The organism is Chitinilyticum piscinae, from assembly GCF_015223195.1.
GTDB lineage: Bacteria > Pseudomonadota > Gammaproteobacteria > Burkholderiales > Chitinibacteraceae > Chitinilyticum > Chitinilyticum piscinae.
Genome location: NZ_JADFUA010000006.1, coordinates 197,045 through 220,318, shown reverse-complemented (window position 1 = coordinate 220,318; position 23,274 = coordinate 197,045). Strand labels below are relative to the sequence as shown.

24 protein-coding genes are annotated in these 23,274 nt (G+C 59.7%); 12 read left to right on the top strand and 12 right to left on the bottom strand.

What is annotated here, in order from left to right; all coding sequences use genetic code 11:
- Positions 1-187: 187 nt before the first annotated feature.
- The 8 genes from INR99_RS12075 (at position 188) to INR99_RS12035 (ending at position 6,536) form a co-directional block, all read left to right on the top strand.
- Positions 188-682 (top strand): hypothetical protein, encoded by a 495-nt coding sequence (locus tag INR99_RS12075; RefSeq protein WP_194116586.1) that lies wholly within the window; start codon positions 188-190, stop codon positions 680-682.
- 374 nt (positions 683-1,056) lie between these two features.
- Positions 1,057-1,554, top strand: coding sequence for a type III secretion system chaperone family protein (locus tag INR99_RS12070; protein WP_194116585.1), 498 nt, complete (start codon positions 1,057-1,059; stop codon positions 1,552-1,554).
- 8 nt (positions 1,555-1,562) lie between these two features.
- Positions 1,563-2,276, top strand: coding sequence for a hypothetical protein (locus tag INR99_RS12060; RefSeq protein ID WP_228098274.1), 714 nt, complete (start codon positions 1,563-1,565; stop codon positions 2,274-2,276).
- Positions 2,277-2,290: 14 nt separating this feature from the next.
- Positions 2,291-3,115 carry a hypothetical protein gene (locus INR99_RS12055; RefSeq protein ID WP_194116582.1) on the top strand — a complete coding sequence of 275 codons (825 nt, stop codon included), beginning with the start codon at positions 2,291-2,293 and terminating at the stop codon, positions 3,113-3,115.
- 50 nt (positions 3,116-3,165) lie between these two features.
- Complete coding sequence (locus tag INR99_RS12050) at positions 3,166-4,317, top strand: hypothetical protein (protein WP_194116581.1); 1,152 nt, start codon at positions 3,166-3,168, stop codon at positions 4,315-4,317.
- Positions 4,318-4,398: 81 nt separating this feature from the next.
- On the top strand, positions 4,399-5,025 hold the full coding sequence (locus INR99_RS12045; RefSeq protein WP_194116580.1) for a hypothetical protein: 627 nt from the start codon (positions 4,399-4,401) through the stop codon (positions 5,023-5,025).
- Positions 5,026-5,384: 359 nt separating this feature from the next.
- Entirely contained in the window at positions 5,385-5,915 is a 531-nt protein-coding gene (locus tag INR99_RS12040; protein ID WP_194116579.1) for a tetratricopeptide repeat protein, read from the top strand.
- 123 nt (positions 5,916-6,038) lie between these two features.
- Positions 6,039-6,536 (top strand): DUF4265 domain-containing protein, encoded by a 498-nt coding sequence (locus tag INR99_RS12035; RefSeq protein WP_194116578.1) that lies wholly within the window; start codon positions 6,039-6,041, stop codon positions 6,534-6,536.
- Between the two features lie 53 nt (positions 6,537-6,589).
- Here INR99_RS12035 and INR99_RS12030 read toward each other — a convergent pair whose 3' ends face one another.
- From INR99_RS12030 to INR99_RS12010, 5 genes are all read right to left on the bottom strand, one after another.
- A complete protein-coding gene (locus INR99_RS12030) occupies positions 6,590-7,270 on the bottom strand; it encodes a Fe2+-dependent dioxygenase (protein ID WP_194116577.1) in 681 nt (226 codons plus the stop codon).
- Positions 7,271-7,350: 80 nt separating this feature from the next.
- A complete protein-coding gene (locus INR99_RS12025) occupies positions 7,351-9,501 on the bottom strand; it encodes a TonB-dependent receptor (RefSeq protein WP_194116576.1) in 2,151 nt (716 codons plus the stop codon).
- A 74-nt stretch (positions 9,502-9,575) separates the two neighbouring features.
- Positions 9,576-9,989, bottom strand: coding sequence for an ExbD/TolR family protein (locus INR99_RS12020; RefSeq protein ID WP_194116575.1), 414 nt, complete (start codon positions 9,987-9,989; stop codon positions 9,576-9,578).
- Positions 9,976-10,647, bottom strand: a complete 672-nt coding sequence (locus INR99_RS12015; protein WP_194116574.1) for a MotA/TolQ/ExbB proton channel family protein — start codon at positions 10,645-10,647, stop codon at positions 9,976-9,978. Before INR99_RS12015 ends, INR99_RS12020 begins: the two co-directional genes overlap by 14 nt.
- Before the next feature lie 4 nt (positions 10,648-10,651).
- Entirely contained in the window at positions 10,652-11,356 is a 705-nt protein-coding gene (locus INR99_RS12010; protein ID WP_194116573.1) for an energy transducer TonB, read from the bottom strand.
- Between the two features lie 345 nt (positions 11,357-11,701).
- Here INR99_RS12010 and purB point away from each other — a divergent pair, with 345 nt between their 5' ends.
- The 3 genes from purB (at position 11,702) to INR99_RS11995 (ending at position 15,234) form a co-directional block, all read left to right on the top strand.
- Positions 11,702-13,072: an adenylosuccinate lyase gene (purB, locus tag INR99_RS12005; protein ID WP_194116572.1), complete on the top strand. Its 1,371-nt coding sequence runs from the start codon at positions 11,702-11,704 to the stop codon at positions 13,070-13,072.
- A gap of 207 nt (positions 13,073-13,279) precedes the next feature.
- Positions 13,280-14,728 carry a YdgA family protein gene (locus INR99_RS12000; RefSeq protein ID WP_194116571.1) on the top strand — a complete coding sequence of 483 codons (1,449 nt, stop codon included), beginning with the start codon at positions 13,280-13,282 and terminating at the stop codon, positions 14,726-14,728.
- 338 nt (positions 14,729-15,066) lie between these two features.
- Positions 15,067-15,234: a hypothetical protein gene (locus tag INR99_RS11995; protein ID WP_194116570.1), complete on the top strand. Its 168-nt coding sequence runs from the start codon at positions 15,067-15,069 to the stop codon at positions 15,232-15,234.
- Between the two features lie 98 nt (positions 15,235-15,332).
- On the opposite strand, the gene INR99_RS11990 is transcribed toward INR99_RS11995, so the two are convergent.
- The 4 genes from INR99_RS11990 to nth form a co-directional block, all read right to left on the bottom strand.
- Positions 15,333-16,703 carry a peptide MFS transporter gene (locus INR99_RS11990; protein WP_194116569.1) on the bottom strand — a complete coding sequence of 457 codons (1,371 nt, stop codon included), beginning with the start codon at positions 16,701-16,703 and terminating at the stop codon, positions 15,333-15,335.
- A 71-nt stretch (positions 16,704-16,774) separates the two neighbouring features.
- Positions 16,775-17,515, bottom strand: a complete 741-nt coding sequence (pxpA, locus tag INR99_RS11985) for a 5-oxoprolinase subunit PxpA (RefSeq protein ID WP_194116568.1) — start codon at positions 17,513-17,515, stop codon at positions 16,775-16,777.
- A 170-nt stretch (positions 17,516-17,685) separates the two neighbouring features.
- A complete protein-coding gene (locus tag INR99_RS11980; protein ID WP_194116567.1) occupies positions 17,686-19,443 on the bottom strand; it encodes a diguanylate cyclase domain-containing protein in 1,758 nt (585 codons plus the stop codon).
- 82 nt (positions 19,444-19,525) lie between these two features.
- Positions 19,526-20,176: an endonuclease III gene (gene nth / locus INR99_RS11975; protein WP_194116566.1), complete on the bottom strand. Its 651-nt coding sequence runs from the start codon at positions 20,174-20,176 to the stop codon at positions 19,526-19,528.
- 84 nt (positions 20,177-20,260) lie between these two features.
- On the opposite strand from nth, the gene INR99_RS11970 reads away from it, so the two are divergent.
- Positions 20,261-20,824 carry a DUF1415 domain-containing protein gene (locus tag INR99_RS11970; protein ID WP_194116565.1) on the top strand — a complete coding sequence of 188 codons (564 nt, stop codon included), beginning with the start codon at positions 20,261-20,263 and terminating at the stop codon, positions 20,822-20,824.
- Positions 20,825-20,868: 44 nt separating this feature from the next.
- Here the strand turns inward: INR99_RS11970 and INR99_RS11965 are convergent, their stop codons facing one another.
- Genes INR99_RS11965 through INR99_RS11955 form a run of 3 tightly spaced genes read right to left on the bottom strand, consistent with a single transcriptional unit; the run spans position 20,869 to position 23,268 of the window.
- Positions 20,869-21,591: an electron transport complex subunit E gene (locus tag INR99_RS11965; RefSeq protein WP_228098272.1), complete on the bottom strand. Its 723-nt coding sequence runs from the start codon at positions 21,589-21,591 to the stop codon at positions 20,869-20,871.
- A 13-nt stretch (positions 21,592-21,604) separates the two neighbouring features.
- The gene (gene rsxG / locus INR99_RS11960; RefSeq protein WP_194116564.1) at positions 21,605-22,231 is read right to left on the bottom strand and encodes an electron transport complex subunit RsxG; all 627 of its coding nucleotides are present in this window, start codon (positions 22,229-22,231) and stop codon (positions 21,605-21,607) included.
- Complete coding sequence (locus tag INR99_RS11955) at positions 22,228-23,268, bottom strand: RnfABCDGE type electron transport complex subunit D (protein WP_194116563.1); 1,041 nt, start codon at positions 23,266-23,268, stop codon at positions 22,228-22,230. Before INR99_RS11955 ends, rsxG begins: the two co-directional genes overlap by 4 nt.
- Positions 23,269-23,274 lie beyond the last annotated feature (6 nt).

Sequence of the window (23,274 nt, the reverse complement as noted above, 5' to 3'; positions counted from 1 at the left end):
CGCGCCCGTGCAAACGGAGATTCATTGGCCTGACCTGGAGATCGACATGCAGAGCGTACCCAAAACCGAACGTGCCAGATAGAGTCGCCAACTGCGGATGGGTAAATTATGATCCGAGACCAGACAATTAGCTCACATCACTTTCAGTATTGGTATTCTTGGATTAACCATCTGGGGATTTTTTAAATTGCTACAGTTACTCTGGACTGCTTTCTCGCAAATCAATCCAACGATCGGAGCAGGAATTATTGCTGCAGCGGCTACTGTGGTTGTATCGGTAGCCTCAATACTAGTAGCAAAACGTCTTGAATTTCGAGCAATTGTTGCGAAAGAACATCGAGAAAAGAAAACTCCATTTTATGAGGACATGGTTAAATTCATTTTCCGCATAACCTTCTCGGACAAGCTTGGCTTACCTCCGCTTAGCGAGGAAGACATGATTAAGCAAATGGCTTCGTTTACTGAAAATTTAGTTGTCTGGGGAGCTGACGATGTAATAGATGCTTGGTTCAAATTCAGAAACAACAGCATAAAAGGTGAGTCCTCTGGGATTACCATCATGTTTGACATCGAAAACTTACTACTGGCAATACGCCAAGATCTTGGGCACCCCAACAAAGGCCTGACAAAAGGAAAAATTCTCGGTCTATTCATCAACGACATTCACGATCATATCAAGTAAGTCACCAAAAAATTGAATGATTGTGCGATCAGTAAGACGGAAACTAGTAATCAAGCTAAGCAGTGAGCAAATCGGCATTCAGATACAGTGCATCCAGCCCGATTCGCATTTTGTGAAAGATCTGGGGCTTAGCTGAGAAAGTTACCCCCGCCAGATACATGTCGCGCCTTGGCGGCAACGGTCAAGTGCCCCCCTGCCTTTTCCAGTGCGCGGCGTAGCCGCCTGTGACCTGGCTCACACACGGTAGCGACATACCACTGCGCACAAAACCAACAAACCTTGTCAGCTTCAACCAGCCAAGGTATAAGCTTCAGCCTTGCCCGTATCCAGCTACGCCAGTGGCGCCTTTTTTGCACGACTGCCAAGGTTCGTTCATGCGATCAGTCCTCCTCGCCTCCCTCTGCATCCTCGCCATCCTGCCCGGCCAGGCTCTGCCCGAAGAAGCAACCGGCATCACGCCGCGCATGTTCATGGCAGAGGCCATCGAACGGGCGATTGGGCCCGACAAGGACGCGGTTACCCAGGAAGAAGACGCGCAGGGGCAACCGGTCATTCTGGTCAACCGCAAAAGCATGCCCTATCAGATCACGCTGCGCGGCTGCAAGGCGCAGCAATATTGCAAGCAGGCAGAATTTACCGCCCGCTGGCCCGCCAGCAAGGCGGTGACGCTGAACGTGGTCAACGAACACAACCTGCTCAAGGGCCGCTATGGCCGCATGCAGCTGGACAAGCAGCAACGCCCGGTGCTGCAGGCCTACTTCCCGCTCTACCCCATGATGGGCCCGGATGACATCAGCACACTGCTCTGGCACTGGCATAACGAGCTGAAGGATGCCAATTGGGTGGTGACAACCATCCTGCCCAAAGAGTAAGCCGCACCATGATCGAGCACATCCGCTACGCGCAACCTTTTCTGCGCATCTATCCGCCCGACGAGCAGGTCTTTGCCGAGCCAGTGGCGCGACAACGCCAGCATCTGATGCCGCTCGTCTCGGTCGATCTTTCGGCGGTCAATCCAGGCTGGCAAGGCTGGCTGCACGTGGTCAATCCGTATGAACCTCTGGATGGCCAGGTGGGTGATCAGACTGGCGAGTATCACAGCGGTTACGTGCAGAACAACTGGCTGGCATTTTGCGTTGATGACGCGCAGCGCTATCACTGGCTGGGTGACTGGCGCTATTTCCTGCTGGAATGCGATTTGAGCACCGACGATACCGGGCAGGCGAGCTTGCGCAATTTCCAGCAGCAACTGGCCCACCACTACGCCAAAACCGAGCGGGGCTACCAAGACCGCAAAGCCAAATATCTGGCCAAGGGCTGTCTGCCCTGCCCGTGGTCGGACGAGCCCTTCCCGCTCGTCGAGCAACTGGGCGGCACGGCGGCCTACGACAACTGGTGCTGCATGGGCCGGCGCGAAGCAGTCCCGGTGAATATCGACGACCGTGATGATGTGTATCCGATGACACCGGACGGTGAACGCTTCCAGTTCGTCTGCAGCGTCGACGCCAGCCATTACGGTGACTACGGGGCACTGATTCTGCTCTTCTATCACCCGGGCCTGCGCATTGCGCTGCAAACGTTCAACTGGTCATAAACCGGAGGCTGAGCTTGGATAATCCCTTGTGGGGCAATTTTCCGGATCTCGCCATTTTTCGCCAGCGCGAAAAACTGCACGGCTACTCGCTGGAAGACATGCGCCCCAGCCTGAGTCAGGGCTTGCCCTATCCGCCGGTTTTCGTCAGCCGCTTTCCCCGGTTGGCCGAATTGCTGGATCGGGCGCGCGTAACGGATTTTGTGCTGGATGACCAGCACAAAGAGATCAGGCTACTGGCATGGACAACGCACAGCGGGGCCTGGGTATGCTGGACGTGCTGCCCTCCACAGGACATTGCCCTCCCCGATAAGGATTTGCTCTCGCCCGAACAACAGCTGCTTCTTGAGGTTCTCGGTGGTATCCGCTTGTGCCCGGGCATCGTCAACGCGGGCGAACTGGATGGCAGCCCGGCCGACAATTTCGCGCTCAATCAGGATTTTGTCTTTTTTGCTTCCGATACTCCGCTCGATACGCTGCTATGGGTTGAAGACTATGACGATGCCTTCGCCAATCAGGACGACCGCGGCAATGACGGCGAAACCGTGCAGAACTACACCCGTTTTGCTGACGGCAGCTGGCTGGTGTTGGCGCATGCCGCCGATGGCGGCGAAGTGCTCTGCCATCGCGAGACAGGACACTTGCTGGTCTTCTCTGGCAGCCACTGCAATCCACGCTTGCAGCCACACCCGGTATATCGCTGGACAGCCCGCTACAACGGCCAGAGCACGGACTACCTGCTGCAAATCGAGGGCATTGCCAGCTGGCACGACTGGGTTGAAGCGCTGGCCACACAGTGGCTGGTAGCAACCCAAGCAGGAATATCACCTGGACAGGGCTGATCGACACCTGGATCACCATTCGCCTATTCGATACGCCATGGAAATTGAGTATGTTTGAACATGAAACAAGACAGCCACTATCCCTCACCGGTCCCGATAGCCATACCCTAATCAGGGAAGCTGGGCTGGGTTCGCTGACCATAGCCCCGGCAGAGCAATGCAAACACCGCTGTGATTTGCGCGTGAATGCCGATGACCCAATCAACTGGGATTGCTTGACCCCCTTCACCGTACCCGCCGGTTCTCCCTGGCCACGCTGGTTGAACTATGTTGGCAGCGATACCGGCGTGTTTGCCTGGGCAGAACAGCGCGTCATCGAATCACTGAGCTGGACTCCAACACGCTCGTGCGAGATTGATGCCAGTGCGGCAAACATTCAGCGGCTTTCAATTCATTTGTCCAAAGGGATTGCGCTGCGCATCAGGTTGCCAGCCGCCACCTATCTCCACCTCAGCGGTGATCTGAGTCAATTCACGGCGATCAACGCTGCCGAATATAGCGGTTCCCTGGCGTTGGCCCCCGACACAGACCGCCAAGGACCTCCACAGGTGATACCGCTTCTGGACAATTTTCTCTCCTTGCGCGACTTGACTCTTTTCAATGAACCATTGCGCCAGCCACTTGATGCAGCTAGCGCTCTGAAGCTGCCTCAGTTAAGCCGATTATCCCTGTATGGCGCGATCGCCAATTTGGGCGAGCTGGCCAAGTTAACTGGACTGGAAAGTCTGCAATTGCGTTTTATGAATGATCTCAGCGAGCTACCGGCGCCAGAAAGCTGGCCGAAGCTCACCAATCTACTGGCTTGGAATGTCGACGAAGTCGCTGGCAAAGCGCTGCGGGCATGGCATCGACGCCACCTGAAAGCGGTTGGCGAACAAGCATGCATTTCACTCAGCGCCACGCAGCTGCGGAAGCCGGACTGGTTTGTAACCGAATATGGCCTGCCTTTTGCGGATTGGACACCCAAGAATGCCAAGGCGGCTACCAAAGCCTACCGGATCGCTCAGGCGGCCATAGCCAAAGCCAAGCAAGCCGCCGAGATCGAACAAGCCCTGATTGTCTTCGGGCAGGTGCTCAATAAACTACCGGGGCTGGAAACTTGCGAACGTGATGACGCCTATAGCGCTTTTTGCATGCTGGCTGCGCATACCGAGGTTAATGATGACATCGAAGACATTTTCGGCTCGGTTTGCGATTTTTAGCCCCGCACGCATGCCGGGCGATGAGCATGCTCTCTCGGCCCCACCATCTGCGTAATCGCCAGCCATCCGGAACGTGCCTGCATGAACCACACAACACCAATCGGTCTTCTGCTGCCGTTTGCGAGGGCCAAAGTCCTGACAGATGCCCTCGCCTGGCATCCTCTGGTGCGCACGCTGGATGCACTGGTACTGGACGACACCGGTACGTCGGAACATCACCTGCTGCTGCGTCATCCGGCGCTGGCAGGGTGCGTCCTCTATCTGGTGCATGACGGCGAGAGCCGGCTGGTCGCGGAGAGCCCGGCTCAGTGGCAAACACTGCTGGCGCAGGCAATCGCGGCGGGGTGTGCGCTGGTTGAGCTACACCCCGCCCAGGCTCCCCTCGCACCCGATCAGCCGGCACTCCAAGCCCTGTTGCAGGGCGCCGAGCACCACGATAACGACAGCACCCTGCTGACGACACTGTTACCGTCGCTGGATTTGGAGCAGGCTGATCAGGGCTGGCTGAATACGCTGGCCACCAACGAGGATTTTTATCTGGGCGAAGCACTGGCACGCACCATCTGCCTGCGCCCTGCCCCAGAACTGCTACCGCTGGCCGAGCGCTGTCGTCAGCATCCACACCCGCAAGTTGCCCAAGCCGGACAGTTGGCGGTACGCGCGGTGCGCAAGGCGATGCATCAGGAGGACAGCAACAAATACCCGTAAGCCTATACAGCTAAACAGCTTTTTTTCACAAAGAATACATAAGCATACCCATACAAACGCCACTTCATCCCGCTAACTTCACAACAAAGCCCCCTTGATCCCGCAGACACAACAGCATCTGGGCCAAGCAGGGCGGGCAACTGGTATCCGTGCCTGCCACCATTCGATGCCATGACGATGGTGTCTGCACCAAAGCACCACGCCCAGCGAGAATCGGGAGCGAGATTGGAGTCGGCGCTGGAGAACTGTGTTGACGGCCACAGCGGAATGATCGAATTGCGCGGGCCTTTCATACAAGGCTTGTCAGCGTAGCCAGCCCGTGTAACAGTCCGCCTCTCTTTCAATTTCCCCTGATTCCCATGCTGCGCCAACTTGCCCTGCTCACCGCGTTCCCCGTTCTGCTGCTCACCAGCTCCGCGTTTGCCGCCCCTGGCGATGCGGAACTGGAGAAAGGCATGGACGCTTCATTCAAGGAAGGCAATTCAGCCAAGGCCCTGAAGTATTTCCAGGCCAGTGTCGCCAAAGGCAATGCGCTGGCGATGACGTATCTCGGCCAGATGTACGAGCATGGCCAGGCCGGCAAGGTCGACACCACCAAGGCGCTGAGCCTGTATCTGGCCGCGGCCGAACAGCAGGAATCCGAGGGCTACGTACTGCTGGGCTATTTTTTCCATGAAGGGCGCCCGCCAGTGAAGAAAAACTGGGCGATAAGCTGGGCATTGGCCAACAGCGTACCACCGCGCGAGGGCTATTCCACCAGTCTGCGCGATGCGGTCAACTGGCAAGCCAGCGAAGCCGAACAGCAGGCTGGCAAGCTCCTGATCGAGCGTTTCCGCCAGGAAGGTGTGCGGGCCGTGCTGCGCTCCTATCTGCCAGCCGGGGTGAAATAGAAAGGGAAAGCAAGCCTTGGGCATCATCCTTGCTCAGCAGGAACAGGCCTTGTGCTTTGCCGCGCAATTCACCGCACCGGCGTTGAAGTTGCAGGTCTACCCAGATGGCTTCTGGGGTCAAACGTGAAAGACTCGCCCTCTTTTCAGACCGTACGGATCATCGCCTTACTGGCCACGCCGGCCGAAGTGGAAAGCCTGCCGGCCAGCGTAGCAGGTGCTGGCGAATACCGGATCGAATGCGTGCCGTTCTTCTGCTACAACCTCTCCTACGGTGACGTGGTGTGCTGTAGCAGCGATGACGATGGGGAAGGCCTGTTTCTGAATCGCATTGTGCGAAAGTCCGGCCACCGGACACTGCGCATCCGCTTCGCCGGTACCGCTGGGCTGGCACATACCCAGGCGCAGTCATTACAAGATGAATTGCTTGCCGACGGCTTGCGGGTCGAACGCTTCGCACCAAGACTGCTGGCGATCGATGTACCTCCTTCCTATCCCTTTGACGCTCTTTGCGAACGGCTGAACAGTCTGGCGGCCGGACTGACAACGCTTGACTGGGAATGTAACTGGGAATGCGCAGACCCCGATCCGGAAGTTGGAATAGACGGAGCAGAACTCTACTGAAGGAGCCCATTAAATCACGTCTGCCTGCTTACCGGCCTCTGGCCGCAGCCGCGCTACACCTCGCCCCAGCGGCGCAGCAGGTTGTGGTACACCCCGGTCAGCTGCACGGCCAGCGGCGTATCGCCCTGCTCGGTACGCAACTGGCGGATCGCGCAATCGAGCTCGAACAGCTGCTGGCGCTCGCCCACGTCGCGCACCATGCTCTGCAGCCACATGAACGAGGCCACGCGCGTGCCGCGCGTCACCGGCTCAACCCGGTGCAGGCTGGACGAGGGGTACAGGATCATGTCCCCGGCCGGCAGCTTCACTTCGTGCAGACCGTAGGTATCTTCGATGATGAGCTCGCCACCGTCATATTCTTCGGGCTCGGCAAAGAACAGCGTCGCCGACAGGTCGCTGCGCACCCATTCGCCGGTGGCGGTCACGCGACGAAAGGCGTTGTCGACATGATTGCCAAAGGTTTGCCCCGGCCCGTAGCGGTTGAACAACGGCGGGAAAATGCGCTTGGGCAGCGCGGCCGAGAAAAACAGCTCGTTTTTCTCCAGCGCAGCCAGAATCACCGCACGCACGGCCTCGGCCTGCGGGTCATCATTGGGCAGCTGTTCGTTCTGCTTCACCTTGGCCGACTGGCTGCCGGCGGTGATGCGTCCGTCGACCCAGCCTGCCCGATCCAGTCGTGTCCGGCAAGCGCGGACGGTTTCGGCGTCGAGGACACCGGGAATATGCAGCAGCATGGCAACTCCATCGGGCGGGCATGCCGGCCTACCGGCATACCCATACCCCTATCAACCCCAAGGGCTTTTGGTTAAAAGGTTCAGAAGGAATACTTCGCCGTCAGTCGCGCCGAACGGCCGGTTCCCGGAACGGCAAAACCACGATACAGACCTTCGTAATGGTCTTGGTCAAACAGGTTATAGATATTGAGCTGCAGCGAGACATCCCGATGCGTCCACTCGGCCATCAGGTCAGTGCGAACATAGGATGGCAGGTAAGTGAGATTTTCCTTACTGGTGTAGCGCTTGCCGACCGCAGTAAATCCACCGCCAATTTTCCAGTTACTGTCGACTTGATAAGTCGTCCAAAGATTTCCCGTATATTTCGGCGCATTGTCCGGCATATTGCCTTCCCACTGCGGATCATCCTGAGGGCCAACCTTATCGAGCACCGGATCCATCAAGGCCACGCCACCAAAGAGTTGCCATTGACGGGTCAGACGACCGGCCGCCTCCAGCTCGATACCATCGGTATGGCGTTTGCCAGACAACAGATATGGCTGAGGCTCACCGCCCGGCTCAATGTCGGTGACTCGCTCATTGGTTTTTTCACTGCGAAAAATGGCAGTCCGCAACGCCAGGTCACCATCAAGCAAATCCCATTTGGCGCCAATTTCGAAGTTGCGGTTTTTCTCCGGCGGCGTATTGGTACCACGGGCATCGAGTGAATATGCCTCGGCCGATGGGTTGAATGAGGTGCCATAGGAGGCGTAGTAGGATTGCACGGCATCGGGCTGATATAGGAAGCCTGCGCGATAGCTCCAGACTTTATCCTTTCTGTCTCTAGCGGTTGCCTCGGGCTGCTGATCAAACTCGATACTCAGTTTGTCCCAACGGGCACCGAGAATTACTTTGAAAACGGGCGACAACTGGATGGTATCCTGCGCGTAAAAGGCCAGCGTATCGGCACTCAGATCGGAATAGCCGGATACGTGCACCGCATCGCAGCTGTAGGACTGAAAGGGGTCAGGATTGCCATAGGTAGCCGATGGCAGCTCGCAATCCGACTTGCGCGCAGTCGTCAACAGGCTTTCGCGGCTAACCTCCATACCCGCCAACAGCTGATGCCGGACTGCACCGGTATCGATACTGCCGCTAAGCTCGGTGATATTGGCCAGAATATCCTGATCGCGCATGCGCAGCTTGCGGTTGCGCTTGATTTCGGTCGCATCCGTCAGAACGCCTCCGGTGCTATCAAGATTCAGGCGCGGTGCCGATGACGACAGATCCAGCTCGTATTCGCCATAGCGGGTCATATTGCGCAGCAATACACCCGGCGCGATGTCGTAACTGATGTCTGCAGTAAACACATCCGACTTGGTTTTCTCATAATCGAACTTGTTCAGGCCATAAAAGCGGTTGGCCGGCCCCAAGGGCTTGTCCTCATAGTAAGGAACTCCGTAATCCGGAACATTGTCTTCTTCGTAGTGCAGGTAGGACAGATTGATGCGTGCCTTCTCGCCAGCCTTGATGGCAAGGCTTGGTGCCACACCCCAGCGATTCATCTCCGCACCTTCACGGAAGCTGCCGGCTTCCTGCCCCATGATATTCAGGCGTGCGGCGACGTTCTCGCTCAGCTTGCGGTTCAGATCGGCCTCGATGCGGTAATAGTCATCAGTACCAAGGGTTGCACTGATTTCATGCCAGTTGCTGAAGAACGGGGTCTTGCTGACCTGATTGATCACACCACCGGTCGAGCCACGACCATAGAGCATCGACGCCGAACCACGCAGGACTTCGACGCGATCGAGATTGAAGGTATCGCGGTTGTATTGCGCCGCATCACGGAAATTGTCCAGATAGAGGTCATTCGAGGTATTGAAACCCCGCAGCCGCACCCCGTCACCACTGGCTCCGCCTTCGGCCGCATTGAAGGTTACGCCAACCGCATTGCGAAGCGCATCCTTGAGGGTATTGGCATCCTGATCCTGCATCAGCTGCTGGGTGATCGACGTGACCGACTGCGGTACATCACGCGGTGCCTCCTTGCTGCGGCCTACGCTCACGGTCGGTGCGCTGTAGGTGTGGGCAGTACCCTGCGGATCCCGGACGACCTCACCGGTGACTTGCACCGTATCGAGAACCGCGTCTTCCGCCTGCACCTGGGCGGCGACCACACCAAACAGTGCCATTGCCGCCGGCAAGCGCGCCAGATGCCGGATCACCACTTTTTTATTGCCACTACTTCTCATTATCGTTTTCTCTCCAGAGTAAAAAAAGGCGGGGAATCTCCCCGCCCGTTTCATTCGGTACAGGACAGCGTCACTCAAGCGCCTCCGGCGGTCATCAGTCCGATCCGGCTCAGGCCGGCGCGTTGGGCCGCCGCCATGGCCTGGGCTACCGCGTCATAACGGGCCGCCTTGTCGGCAAACACATGGATTTCGGTGAGTGGATCGCGCTTGAATACCTCGGCAAAGCGTGCATCCAGTTCGGTTTGCAGCACCGCCTGCCCATCCCACTGCAGAGCCCCATCAGCGGCAATCGCCAGCCGGATTGTCTGCTTCTGCGCCAGTTGCTTCGCAGCGGTAGCCCTAGGCAATTCGACCTTGACGGCGTGATGCATCACCGGTGCTGTAATAATGAAGACCACCAGCAGCACCAGCATCACGTCGACCAGCGGCGTGGTATTAATTTCCGCCATCGGAGCCTGTTCCGGTCCGCCGAAACTACCGAACGCCATGATGAGCCTCCGTCAGCAACTGAGCATGCAGGTCGTGGGTAAAGCCATCCAGCTCCTGTCCAAAACGGCGGTTGATTCGCACGAAGGCGTTGTAAGCCACCACCGCCGGAATTGCGACTGCCAGCCCGGCAGCCGTCGCAACCAAGGCCTCGCCGATCGGCCCGGCCACGGTATCCAGCGAAGCATTGCCCGCAGCTGCAATCCCCAGCAGCGCGTGGTAGATCCCCCAGACCGTGCCGAACAAGCCCACAAAGGGCGCCACCGAACCAATCGTGGCCAGCCAGGTCAGCCCGCGTTCGAGCTGGCCGGTTTCCTGCTGCAGATGATTACGCAGCTTGCGCACCAGATAATCGTCCAGCGATACCGATTTGCCGAGGCTGCCGGCCTGATGGGAGGTGTAGTGCTGCAACCCCTCGCCACCGGCGCACGCGATGCGCGCAGCAGGCGAATCATGTTCGGCGGCCAGCCGGGTGGCGGCCTGCCAGTCGGCAGCCTCCCAAAACAGGCGCGTGAAGCGACGCTGCCGGCGCCCGGTCAGCAGCGAATGCCGCACGCGCAGCACAATCACGAACCAGCTGATTACCGACATCAGCACCAGCAGAAAAAACGTCGACACCAGTACCGGATCACCGGACTGCAGGACCAGGGCGAGATTCATCGTCTTAAGCCTTTTTGATGGAAAAATTCACCGGCACCAGTACGGTACCGGGCACAGCCTCATCACCGACACGCGCCGGCACGAAGCGCCAGCGGCGCACTGTTGCCTGGGCAACCGCATCCAGCCGGGGAAAACCACTGCTGCGCGCCAGCTCGACACTGGCTGCGTCACCCTGCGCGCTAACCTCGACCCGCAGCATCACTACCCCTTCCTCACCCAGCGACAGCGAAGCCGGGGGGTACGGGGGACGGGGATTGTTCAGATAATTGGCGTGAAAACTTGGCGCCACACGCTCGGCGACCGGACGAGCATCGCCTGCGGCAGCCGGTGCAGCAGGCGCCCTGTCCGTCAATGGACGTGCCGCTTCTGCCACCGGCGCCTCGGCGCGCTGCACGGTCAGGCTGGCAAGGCTGTTCTGATTGACGGCCTCGCGAGCCATGGCCGCCGGTTGCCGCGGCTGAATGGATGCTTCGCGAGCCTTGAGTTGCGGTTTCACGACCGGCTTGACGGCAGGCAAGGGCAGGGGCGCAGGCGGACGCGGGGCCTCCTGCCCCATTGCCAGCAGCATGGGCACGATAGGTTGCGGCGGCAGCGACTGCGGAGCCAGCCGCAGATGGGTCAGGGCATACAGCGCAGCGGCATGCAGCCCTGCGATTAGCAACAGGCAACCCGCATTCGCCGGAAGAGATGTTCTGTTATTGAGAATCATACTCGAATGCTATCAGCAACCATTCTCATTTACAATCAAAACTTACAAGACAAAACGCGCACTCGGCTTCAAGAGAACGTCGCATCACCGGCCGGGCGCACTCCATGTCTGTGGCATACCCATGCCAATAGCAACCGCAACGTCAATCCAGTAAGGCTCTGCTGGCACATACCTTCAGGCTTGCCGCCTGCGTCGGTTCTGCAGCCACCGCTACCGGCAGCAGACTTGAGCGAGAGGACCATTCATCCCGTGCAGGCGCCATGCAACCTGCACCATCCCTGTCCCGCCTGCGGTTTTCAGGTAGAATTCCGCTTTTGTTCTGCCTTGTTCTGGACTTGAGTCGCCATGGATCTTTCCGCACTGACCGCGCTGTCCCCGCTGGATGGCCGCTATGAGAAGCAGCTTGCCGAGCTGCGCCCGCACTTCAGCGAATTCGCGCTGATCAAGAACCGCGTTGCCGTTGAAGTGGCCTGGCTGAAAGCACTCGCAGCCGAGCCGGCCATTGCTGAAGTGAAGCCCTTCTCCGCCGCGACCATTGCCGAACTGGATGCGGTTGTAGCTCAGTTCAGCCCGGAACATGCGCTGGAAGTCAAAACCATCGAGCGCACCACCAACCACGACGTGAAGGCAGTCGAGTACTGGCTGAAAGAACGCCTGTCCGGCAATACCGAAGTTTCCGCCGCAAGCGAATTCATCCACTTCGCCTGCACCTCGGAAGACATCAACAACCTCAGCCACGCGCTGATGCTCAAGGGTGCACGCGAACAGGCACTGCTGCCGCAACTCGCGGGCATCATTGCCAAGGTGAAGGAGCTGGCGCACGAACTGGCCGACGCCCCGATGATGAGCCGCACCCACGGCCAGCCGGCAACCCCGACCACCATGGGCAAGGAACTGGCCAACGTGGCCTACCGCCTGGAACGCCAGTTCAAGCGCATCGAACAGGTCGAGCTGCTGGGCAAGATCAATGGCGCCGTGGGCAACTACAACGCCCACCTGTCGGCCTACCCGGGCTTTGACTGGGAAGGCTTCGCCCGCCGCTTCGTGGAAAGCCTCGGCATCACCTTCAACCCGTACACCATCCAGATCGAGCCGCACGATTACATGAGCGAGCTCTACGACAACTTCGCGCGCGTGAACACCATCCTGGTCGACTTCAACCGCGACGTCTGGGGCTACATCTCGCTGGGCTTCTTCAAGCAGAAGGTCAAGGAAGGCGAAGTCGGCTCGTCCACCATGCCGCACAAGGTCAACCCGATCGACTTCGAGAATTCCGAAGGCAATCTGGGCATCGCCAATGCGATCCTGACCCACCTGAGCCAGAAGCTGCCGATCTCGCGCTGGCAGCGTGACCTGACCGATTCGACCGTGCTGCGCAATATGGGTGTCGGTCTGGGTTACTCGCTGCTGGGTTACGTGTCCTGCCTGAAGGGCCTGAACAAGCTGCTGGCCGACCGCAATGCCATGCTGAAAGATCTGGACGCCAACTGGGAAGTCCTGGCCGAACCGATCCAGACCGTCATGCGCCGCTATGCGGTAGCCAACCCCTACGAACAGCTGAAGGCGCTGACCCGCGGCAAGAGCGGCATCACCCGCGAAACGCTGGCCGTCTTCATCGACGGGCTGGACATCCCGGCCGACGAGAAAGTCCGCCTGAAGGAACTGACTCCAGCTACCTATCTGGGTATTGCCGAGGAACTCGCGCGCCGCATCTGAGTCTGACGGCATACCTGCCCGGATGATTCATCCTGACGAGGCACAGCAGCAAAACGGGAAAAAGCGCCACAGCGGCATTTCTCCTGTTTTGCTCTGTGCCTCAAGTCTTATATGCTATCGCTGTTGCCGTGCATGCCGTGCTGCACGCGCAAGCGCCCACCGGGCGCTGATCTGCCTTACCACCGCACTACCTGGAGCACTGAACGAGTGAAACGCAAACTGTTGATCGCTGCAGGCAGCACCGCCGCGGCACTGGCCATCGCCTACCTCGGCGGCAGCTGGTACGCCGGCCAGTCCATCCAGGCCACCATGAAGAAGCAGCACGACTGGATCGCCAGCCTGCCCTACTTCATCGTCAAGAATCACAGCTACACGCCGGGCTGGTTCAGCTCGACGGAAAGCACCACCCTGCAGCTCGATCCCGGCATGTATGCCTTCCTGATCGAGCGCGAAGGCCAGCAACTACCCAAGCTGGAATTCACCTTCATCAACCACATCCAGCACGGCCCGCTGCCACTCCTGGGGCGCTTCAATCCCACGCCGTACAAGGCCGTGGTGACGACCGAAATCAAGTACAGCCCGGAAACCGAAAAGCTGCTCAAGCAGTTCTTCGGCGACAAGGCGCCGATCGAGATCGAAAACCGCATTGCCTTCAATGACGACGGCGTGATGAAAATCCGCATCCCCGACTTTGACTACTCGGAAGCCGTATCCGGCTTCAAGGCCAAATGGGGCGGGCTGGATGCCACGCTGGATTACGGCGGCGATTTCAATCGCGTGAAATTCGAGGCCGCCGCGCCGCTGCTGGAAAGTCAGGCCAAAAATGTCTTCGAGGCCAGCCTCAAGGATGTCAAGGTCGTCTTCGACAACAGCCGGGGCAAGACCGGTGTGATGCTGGGCACCTCCAGCGCCAGTGTCGGGGCCTTCGACCTCAAACTGCTGGAGGGCGCTCCGATGCAGTTGCGTCTGGAGCAGCTCACCTACGCCGGCCTGATCAAGGAAAATGGCGACTTCATCGACGCCACCGCCGACATCGGCCTGCAAAAGCTGGTGCTGGACGAGCAGCCCTATGGTCCGGCCATCCTGCAGACCGAAGCCACACACCTGCATGGCCCAACCCTGGCCAAGGTTGCAGACTCCTTCACGGCCTTGCAGAAAAAACAGCTGCCCCGCGAGAAATTTACCGAAGAAGTGATGAAGCTGGCGCAAACCGAAGGGATGCCGCTGCTCACCCACGACCCGCATCTGGCCATCCGCAAACTGGAGGTCAAGATGCCCGACGGGGCACTGCGCTTTGCCGGCGGCGTCGGGCTGAAGGGCTTCAAGCCCGAAGACCTGAACAATGGCGTGCAGTTCTTCCAGCGCCTGGAGGCCAGCGCCGACTTCGCCGTACCGCGCAAGGCCGCGCAGACCATTGCCATCTGGCAATTCCGCGCGATGCTGGGCAGCCTCAACAGCGAAGCCAATCAGGATGACATCGATTTCCTCGCGACCCAATTTGTCGAAGGCCAGATCGCCAAGCTGACCGAGCAGAAACTGCTGCTGGAAGACAAGGGCGTCCTGTCGGCGAAAGCCACGCTCTCGGGTGGCTCCTTCGTGCTCAATGGCGTTCGGGTTCCAATGCCCTGGCAGGAAGGCGGGCAACCTCAGGAATAGCATGATCAGACTCGGAGAAAGCCACCCAAGCGGGTGGCTTTTTTCATGCCGCGAACACAACAGCAATGCTACCGCACGTTGACCAACTATGGCGGCTTGAGCAAGCATCGGGCAAATTCATCCCGGGGCCGCGCATGGAGCAGCCGCCGAATCCCTATGCAGCACCAAACACCCCAGTCAGTGATTCACCAGGCGAACCACCTTCGCTCTTACTGCGCATGCTCGCCAGCCTTGGGCGCGGCGTCACCTAGGGGCTGTGCATCTGGTTGATCTATGCGTTTGTTTTTCGCCCCTTCCTGACGGATCCAGGTAGCACGTCCGGAACGAATGAAACGCAGATGCGCGCCTATCAAGAGCAACTGAAACGCTCCAATGACATGCTGGCTGAGAGTGAGCGGCAGCAGAAACGCATGGCCGAGCTTCTTGCCAAACAGGAAGAGCAGGCTAGGCGGTTGGATCAGATTCTCAGCGCCTGGGAACGACAAAGCAGCGCATCCCGCCAATAGCGGGCAGCAAAAAGCCGCAACAGCTGTTGCGGCTTTTATACACGACCACCTATCACTCCGTAGTCTTTATAACACGATGGCTATAGCCAGATACGTGCCTAGCGAACTCCGTGCATCCGCTTTTGCAGCACACCGGTGAGCAGCAGCAGCACGGCGCCGGCCACAAACGCCATCACGACAAAGAGGGTGAAAAAGTCAGCCAGATTGCTGATCTGCCAGCCCATGAACACCGGCAGCGGCCTGCCTGCTTCGGGATAGAAGCCAGCCAGAATGCCGGCAAACCAGTTGGCCGCCGCATTGGCCAGGAACCACACCGCCATCAGCAGCGAGGCAAAGCGCACCGGCGCCAGCTTGTTGACCAGCGACAGCCCGATCGGCGACAGACACAGCTCACCCAGCGTATGCAGCCAGTACATGGCCACCAGCCATAGCATCGACATTTTCACGCCGTCACCGATCTGGCGCACACCCAGCGCAATCACGAGGAAGCCCGCCGACAGCAGCAACAGGCCGATCGCCATCTTGGTCGGCGAAGCCGGCTCGCGTTCGCGCCTTGCCAGCGAGCCCCACAGCTGCGCCAGTACCGGAGCAAACAGCAGCACGAAGACCGGATTGAGCGACTGGAACCACGACGTCGGCATGGTCCAGCCAAAGATCGTGCGGTCGGTCGATTCACTGGCGAGGAAGGTCAGCGACACGCCGGCTTGCTCGAAGGCCGACCAGAAGAAAATCACGAAAAAGGACAGCACGCCGATCACCAGCATGCGGTCGAGGTCGATGGTCGTCAGCGACTGATCGACCTGGCGCTTTTCCTCGGCGCTCAGGCGCCTGGGCGGCAGCCCGATCGCCGTGCCATCCGGTGTGTGCAGATAGCGCTGTTGCAGAGAGCCGAACACCAGCAGCGACACCAGCATACCCACACCGGCGGCCAGAAAGCCCCAGCGGAAATCGGCCGGGTTGCCGGTATCGCCCAGCGTGCCACAGACCAGCGGAGCAAGGAAGGAACCCAGGTTGATCCCCATGTAGAAGATGGTATATGCGGCGTCCTTGCGCGCATCCCCGGCATGGTAGAGCTGGCCGACCATGCTGGAAATATTCGGCTTGAAGAAGCCGTTACCGGCAATGATCAACCCCAATCCGCAGTAAAACAGCGGCACGGCCAGCTGCAGATTCTGGTAGACCGAGCCGGCGAAAAACAAGGCAAACTGCCCGGCGGCCATCAGCAGGCCACCCACCATGATCGAACGGCGGTTACCCCAGAACCGGTCGGCAATATAGCCACCGACCAGCGGGGAGAGATACACCAGCCCGGTGTATTGCCCGTAAAGCGCGGCGGTGAACTGCTTGTCGAACGACAGCGCCGAAATCATGAACAGCGCCAGCAGCGCACGGTTACCGTAATAGGAAAAACGTTCCCACATTTCTGTGGCAAACAGCAGATATAAGCCGCGGGGATGTTGGGCGAGCATGCAGCCTCCTCCAGTTCAAGCCAATGTCATTGTTATGATGCGCGCCCGAGCGCCAGATTGCGTCGAACAATTTACACAGTAGAACTAATGCCGACGCCATGCCCTTCGAGCTGCAGCCGGATCGCCTGAGCCAGCCGGACTGCAGCAGGATTGTCGCCATGCAGGCATAGCGAATCGATGCGGGATGTCACCCATTCGCCGCTGAAACTGCGTACTTGTTGATGCAGCACAAAGGCCTCGGCCTGGGCGATAGCTTCTGCATCGTCCAGCACCGCACCGGGCAGATGGCGCGAACGCAGAGTGCCATCCTGTTCATAAGCGCGATCGGCAAAGCCCTCGCGTATCACCGGCAACCCGCGCTGAGCCGCACGATCCAGCAGCAAGGAGCCGGGCAAGCCCATGATGCCCGGCGCCCCCAGCACGCGGATGCTGGCATCCAGCAGCACTTCGGCGAGCTCCGGGTCCTGCATCGCCGCGTTATACAGCGCCCCGTGCGCTTTCACATAGGCCACGCGAGCCCCCTGCGCGGCAGCGATCTGCTGCAGGGCGGCGAGCTGGCTCTCGAGACTGTGCTGCAATTGACTCACTGGCATGGCAAGCGGCTGGCGGCCAAAACCGGCCCGGTCCGGATAGGAGGGATGGGCGCCGATGGTCAGCCCATGCCGGCGCGCCAGTGCGACTGTTTCGCGCATGCTGTCAGCATCTCCGGCATGCCCGCCACAGGCAATGTTGGCGGAACTCAGCCAGGGCATCAGCGCGGCATCGAGCCCGCAGCCTTCACCGAGATCGGCATTCAGATCAATGTGTCGCATTCTTTATGGGTATCAACCTATAACCCTTTGATTGTGCCAGTCATGGGGCAATACAGTCAGCAGTATCCCGCCATTTGCGCCGAGCGGTAATAGTTCACGGACACTCTTTGCTACACCATGCACAATTAACTCATGCAGGTAACGCGTTACCTCTTCATCTCTCCTCAGATCTACCTGTCAGCCACCGTCCGCGGTGGCTTTTTTCCGCCCGCCATGGTCATCTGCCAGGTATTGCCACCCCGCCCCTTGGCCTTGTAGAGCGCCATATCCGCCAGTCGGCGCAGCTCGAGCTCGGTAGTGGCATGCAGCGGCGCCAATGCAATGCCGATGCTGCAGGCAATCCGCACACTGCCATCCATCAGGTCGAATTGCCGTGCCAGCGCATGATTGAGCCGTTCGGCCACCTCGGCACATTCATGCTCCTCCCGCAGCGAGCCGAGAATAACGGCAAACTCGTCCCCCCCCAGCCGGGCCAGCGTATCAACCTCGCGTACGCACTGCTGCATGCGCTGCGCAGCCTGCACCAGCAATTCATCACCGGCAGCATGCCCCAGTGTGTCATTGATGCGCTTGAACCCATCCAGATCAATGAAGAGCAGACCAAGCTGGCTGCCATGCCGCCGCGAGAGGGCCAGCGCCGTGCCAAGCCGGTCGGCAAACAGGCTGCGGTTGGGCAGCCCGGTCAGTGCATCATGGTTGGCCCGGTGCAGGATGATGGCCTCGGCCTCCTTGCGCTTGGTGATGTCGGTATACGAGCCGACAAAACACTCGCCGGTGCTGCCGCTGGCAATCGTCGAGATGGCCAGCCAGACCGCAAAGGGCTCGCCATCCTTGCGGCGGTTCCACAACTCGCCCTGCCAGCTGCCCTCCCGCTGCAACTGCTCGCGCAACTGCGCATAGAACGCGGCATCATGCCGCCCAGAGCGCAGCAGTGCAGGCGTCTGGCCGATCAGCTCGGCCGCCGAATACCCGCTCATTCGGCAAAAGGCCGGGTTGACCCGCAGAATATGCGCCTGCGGATCGGTGACAATCAACCCTGCCGTGGCACTGTCAAAGACAGCGGCAGCGACGCGTTGCTCGTCGGCCGCCTGCGACAGCTCGCGGGTGCGCTCGGCAATCAGCTGTTCCTGATCGGCATGAATCCTGGCGACATGCTGCAGCGCGGCGCGGGCACGCCAGATCAGCAGATGTCCAAGGCCCGCCAGCGCAAAACCGACCAGCCCGAAGAGCAGCCAGATCTGGCGGTTGCGTTCACTGACCAGCACCTCCAGCCGTTTGGCTGGAATGGTTACGGAAATCCCGCCACGCACATCCCCGACACGGTAGCCCTGTGCGGCATGGCAGCGCATGCAGGCCTGCTTGACGTGTAACGGCGCCATATAGCGGTAGACCGGTCCGGGCAATCCGGCGGCCCCATCGGGAAGGAAATCAAATTGCTCGCTCGCCTCCACCCGCTCGAAACGCCCCAGGGCGGACGCCTCCCACGCATCGGGCTCATTGCCCGGGCGCAGCGGCCGCAAACTGGTGAGGTGAAAGCGCACGCCTTCGCGCGCCGCCGCCAAGTCGGCAATCTGCCGGGTCATATAGGCCGGGTTTACCAGTGTCAGCTGGCGGCCGCTCTGATCGGTGATGTCGCGCTGCGGATGATGCAGATAGGTATTGGGCTGCATGTCCGGGGTCACCGGCACATACACCCCGCCATGTCGGGCATTCCATTCGCGGCTGAGCTCGACCATCTGAAAAAGGGCGGTGCCGCGCTCATGCGCCAGGGAACGGATATCGCGATCGATCTCGCGCATGCTCACCCATGCTGGCGGAATCATGACCAGCGCCGCCAGCAGATAGATGCCGCTGACGATCAGGCGATAATGGCTAACGATGAACGCAGCCCGGCCGGGCAGTACCGGACGGGTTTCGGTAGCGGACATGGGCTCCTGCCATGACTGAATCAACTCCACCAGTGTAGAGCACAAACAGTCCCGGCGCCGTTTCCGGCGTGCAAGCTCCGCCTCAGAATCCTTTCGGCGGCGTTAGCTGCTTTGATCGATAATCGCACACATCGTTGACCACGCAACGCCAGCACTCGGGCTTTCTGGCCTTGCAGACATAGCGGCCATGCAGGATCAGCCAGTGATGCGCATTGAGCAGGAACTCCGGCGGGGTGACTTTCAGCAGTTTGTCTTCCACCGCGCGCACATCCTTGCCGGGCGCCAGCCCCGTGCGGTTGCCCAGACGGAAGATGTGCGTATCGACCGCAATGGTCGGCACGCCGAACGCCGTGTTCAGCACCACGTTCGCGGTCTTGCGCCCGACGCCGGGCAGCGCCTCCAGGCTATCGCGATCATTCGGGACTTCGCCACCGTGCTGCTCGATCAGGATGCGGCAGGTTTCCAGCAGGTGTTTTGCCTTGCTGCGGTACAAGCCGATCGTGGCAATGTAGGACTCCAGCCCTTCCTGCCCCAGCGCGAGAATCGCGGCCGGCGTGTTTGCCACCGGAAACAGCTTTGCGGTCGCCTTGTTCACGCCGACATCGGTTGCCTGCGCCGAGAGCAGCACGGCCGTCAGCAATTCAAACGGGGTGGTGTAATGCAGCTCGGTCGTCGGATTCGGGTCGAGCTCGGCCAGCCGGGCGTAGAAAATGCGGCGGGTTTCCTTGTTCATCGCGTGTAGCCTCTTCCTGCTGCCGCCATCCGCGGCGCGATTACATAGTAAAGTAGCGGGCTTGTTTCCAAGCGATCACCAGCCATGTCAAACGACGACGTCATCCAGCAAACCCGCCACTGGCTTGAGCAGGCCGTGATCGGCCTGAATCTCTGCCCCTTTGCCAAGTCGGTCTATGTGAAAAACCAGGTGCGCATCGTGGTTTCCTCGGCACGCCATCTCGACGCCTTTCTGGAAGAACTGGATCGCGAGCTGGCGTTGCTGGCCGCCGCCAACCCGGACGAAATCGACACCACCCTGCTGATCCATCCGACGCTATTCGGTGATTTCGCCGATTTTACCGACCTGCTGGCGATTGCGGATGACACCATTGCCGAACACGAGCTGGAAGGGATCCTGCAGATCGCCAGCTTTCACCCGGATTATCAGTTCGACGGCACCGAGCCCGACGACATCAGCAACTACACCAACCGCGCGCCCTACCCGACACTGCATCTGCTGCGTGAAGCCACGATCGCCCGCGCGGTGGCAGCCTTTCCCGATCCCGAAGCCATTTACGGCCGCAATATCGAAACCCTGCAGAGAATCGGGCTCGCCGGCTGGCTGGCGCTGGGTCTGCAGGAATCACAGGCCGGCAAGCAGCGCTAGAAACAACTCGCCCCGCGGCAGGCGGGGCGCAGCCATGTGCTGCGTCAGCAGTGGCTCTGCCCTTCGGAAAAGCCCACCGGCTCAGCCGGCTTGGCGGCCAGTTTCGCCTTGGCATCCGCGCGACGATCCAGCGCCATCTTGCCGGCGATCAGGAAACCCAGACCAATGAATGCGCCGGGCGGCAGGATGGCCAGCAGGAACTGGTAATGCATCTCCGCCGGAATCACATGGATCACCCAGCTTTTGGCGGCCGGCCCGAACACCAGATCAATACCGGACAAGAGCGTCCCTTTGCCCAGCAGTTCGCGTCCCGCACCGAGAATCCCCAGCACGATGGTCAGGCCAATACCCATGAAAAAGCCGTCGAGCGCCGAATGCGCAACGCTGTTCTTCGAGGCAAACGCCTCGGCACGCGCCAGCACAATGCAGTTGGTGGTAATCAGCGGAATGAAAATCCCAAGTACCACGTACAGTTCGTGCACGTAGGAATTCATCAGCAGATCAACCATCGTCACCAGCGCGGCAATGATCAGGATGAAGATCGGGCTACGCAGCTCATTGGGCACGAATTCGCGGATTGCGGCAATTGCAGCGCCGGAGACCAGCATCACCAGGCTGGTCGCCAGCCCCAGCGAGACGCCATTGATGATGTTGTTCGACATCACCAGCACCGGACACATGCCCAGAATGGCAACGACGCCCTGGTTCTGCTTCCAGATGCTGTTGTGAATGATGGCCTTGGCGTCGGCCCAGCTCATGATGCTCATCGTGCTTCTCCGTTCACGCGCCAAACAGGTTGGCGCGCTGCCCGTTTACAAAACCCAGTACATTGTGGACGGCCTTGACCACCGCACGCGGGCTGATGGTTGCGCCGGCGGTGTAGTCGAAAGCCCCGCCGTCCTTTTTCACCTTCCAGGCATTCTCCGTCGGGTTGGACAGGCTCTTGCCCGAGAACTGCTCGCTCCATGCCGATTTGGCCGCGTCGATATAGTCACCCAGCCCCGGCGTTTCCTTGTGGGCAATGACGCGCACGCCCTGCACCACGCCATCGCGGTTCACGCCGACCAAGAGGCGTATCTTGCCGGAATACCCATCGGGCGCCACGGTTTCGATCACCGCCGCCACGGCTTGCCCACCCTTTTTCGCCAGATACAGCTGGCAACCGGCCTCGACATTCAGCCGCTGGCAATCAACTGGGGCCAGCGTTTTCGCGGCAGCCAGCAGGTCATTGTCATAGCTCCCCTTGGGCAATACCTGCGCCAGCAGCGCGGTTTTGGCGTCCAGCTCGTTTTTTTGCACGATGCTGCGGGTCAGCGCATAGGTGCCGGCCATCAGCGCGGTAAATACCACGGCAAAGACGAGCAGGGTCAGCGCGCCGCGGGTGCTGTTTTTCAGCATGGTTTTCATGCTTTCGCTCCCTTCGTTTTTCTACCGAAGACCGCAGGTTGCGTGTACTGGTCGATAAACGGTGCGGCAATATTCATGATGATCACGGCAAAGGCCACGCCGTCGGGGTAACCGCCATACACGCGGATGCAGTAAGTCAGAATGCCGATCAATGCGCCATAAATCAGGCGGCCACGCGGTGTAGTCGGGCCGGTGACCGGGTCGGTCACGATAAAGAAGGCCCCCAGCATCGCCGCGCCGCCAAACAGATGGAATAACGGGGAGGTGTAGTGATTCGGGTCATACGCGTACATCCCACCGGCCAGCACGCCCAGACCGGCGAGGAAGGACAGCGGCGTCTGCCACGGAATAATGCGGCTGAACAACAGATAGAGGCCGCCGGCCAGATAGGCCAGTGCAATCCAGCCCATCTGGCTGGGCAGCATCCCGCCACTGCTGAACAACAAGCCGTGCAGCACCTCGCCGAGATTGCCATGCTGGATCAGCGCGGTCTTTACCGTATCCAGCGGCGTGGCTGACGCAATCGCGTCAAAGCTCAGCCCGTCGGGCAGGCTGCCGGTAAAGATGTAGGCGAGTTGGTCGCCGGCATCCAGATCCACCGCCGGCAGCGCCAGCGGTGCCACCCAGCGCGACATCTGGGCTGGGAAGGACACGATCATCACCGCAAAGCCGATCATCGCCGGGTTGAACGGGTTCTGCCCCAGGCCTCCATACAGATGCTTGGCCAGCGCAATCGCAATAAAAGTTGCCAGCACCACCATCCACCAGCCGCCCAGTGGCGGCATCGACAAGGCCAGCAGCCAGGCTGTGACGATCGCCGAACCATCGGTCAGGAAGGGCTTGAGCGGATACTTGCGCAGCTTCAGGCAGGCCGCCTCGGTCGCCAGCGCAGTCGCGGTGGCCAGGGCGAGCTGTACCAGAATGCCGATACCGAACACATGCACATAGACGGCAATCGCCGGCAGCAGTGCCGCGGCGACTTTCAGCATCACTACCTGCAGCGGTGTCGGTTTTACAAAAAACGGGGAAGTAATCATCGTTGG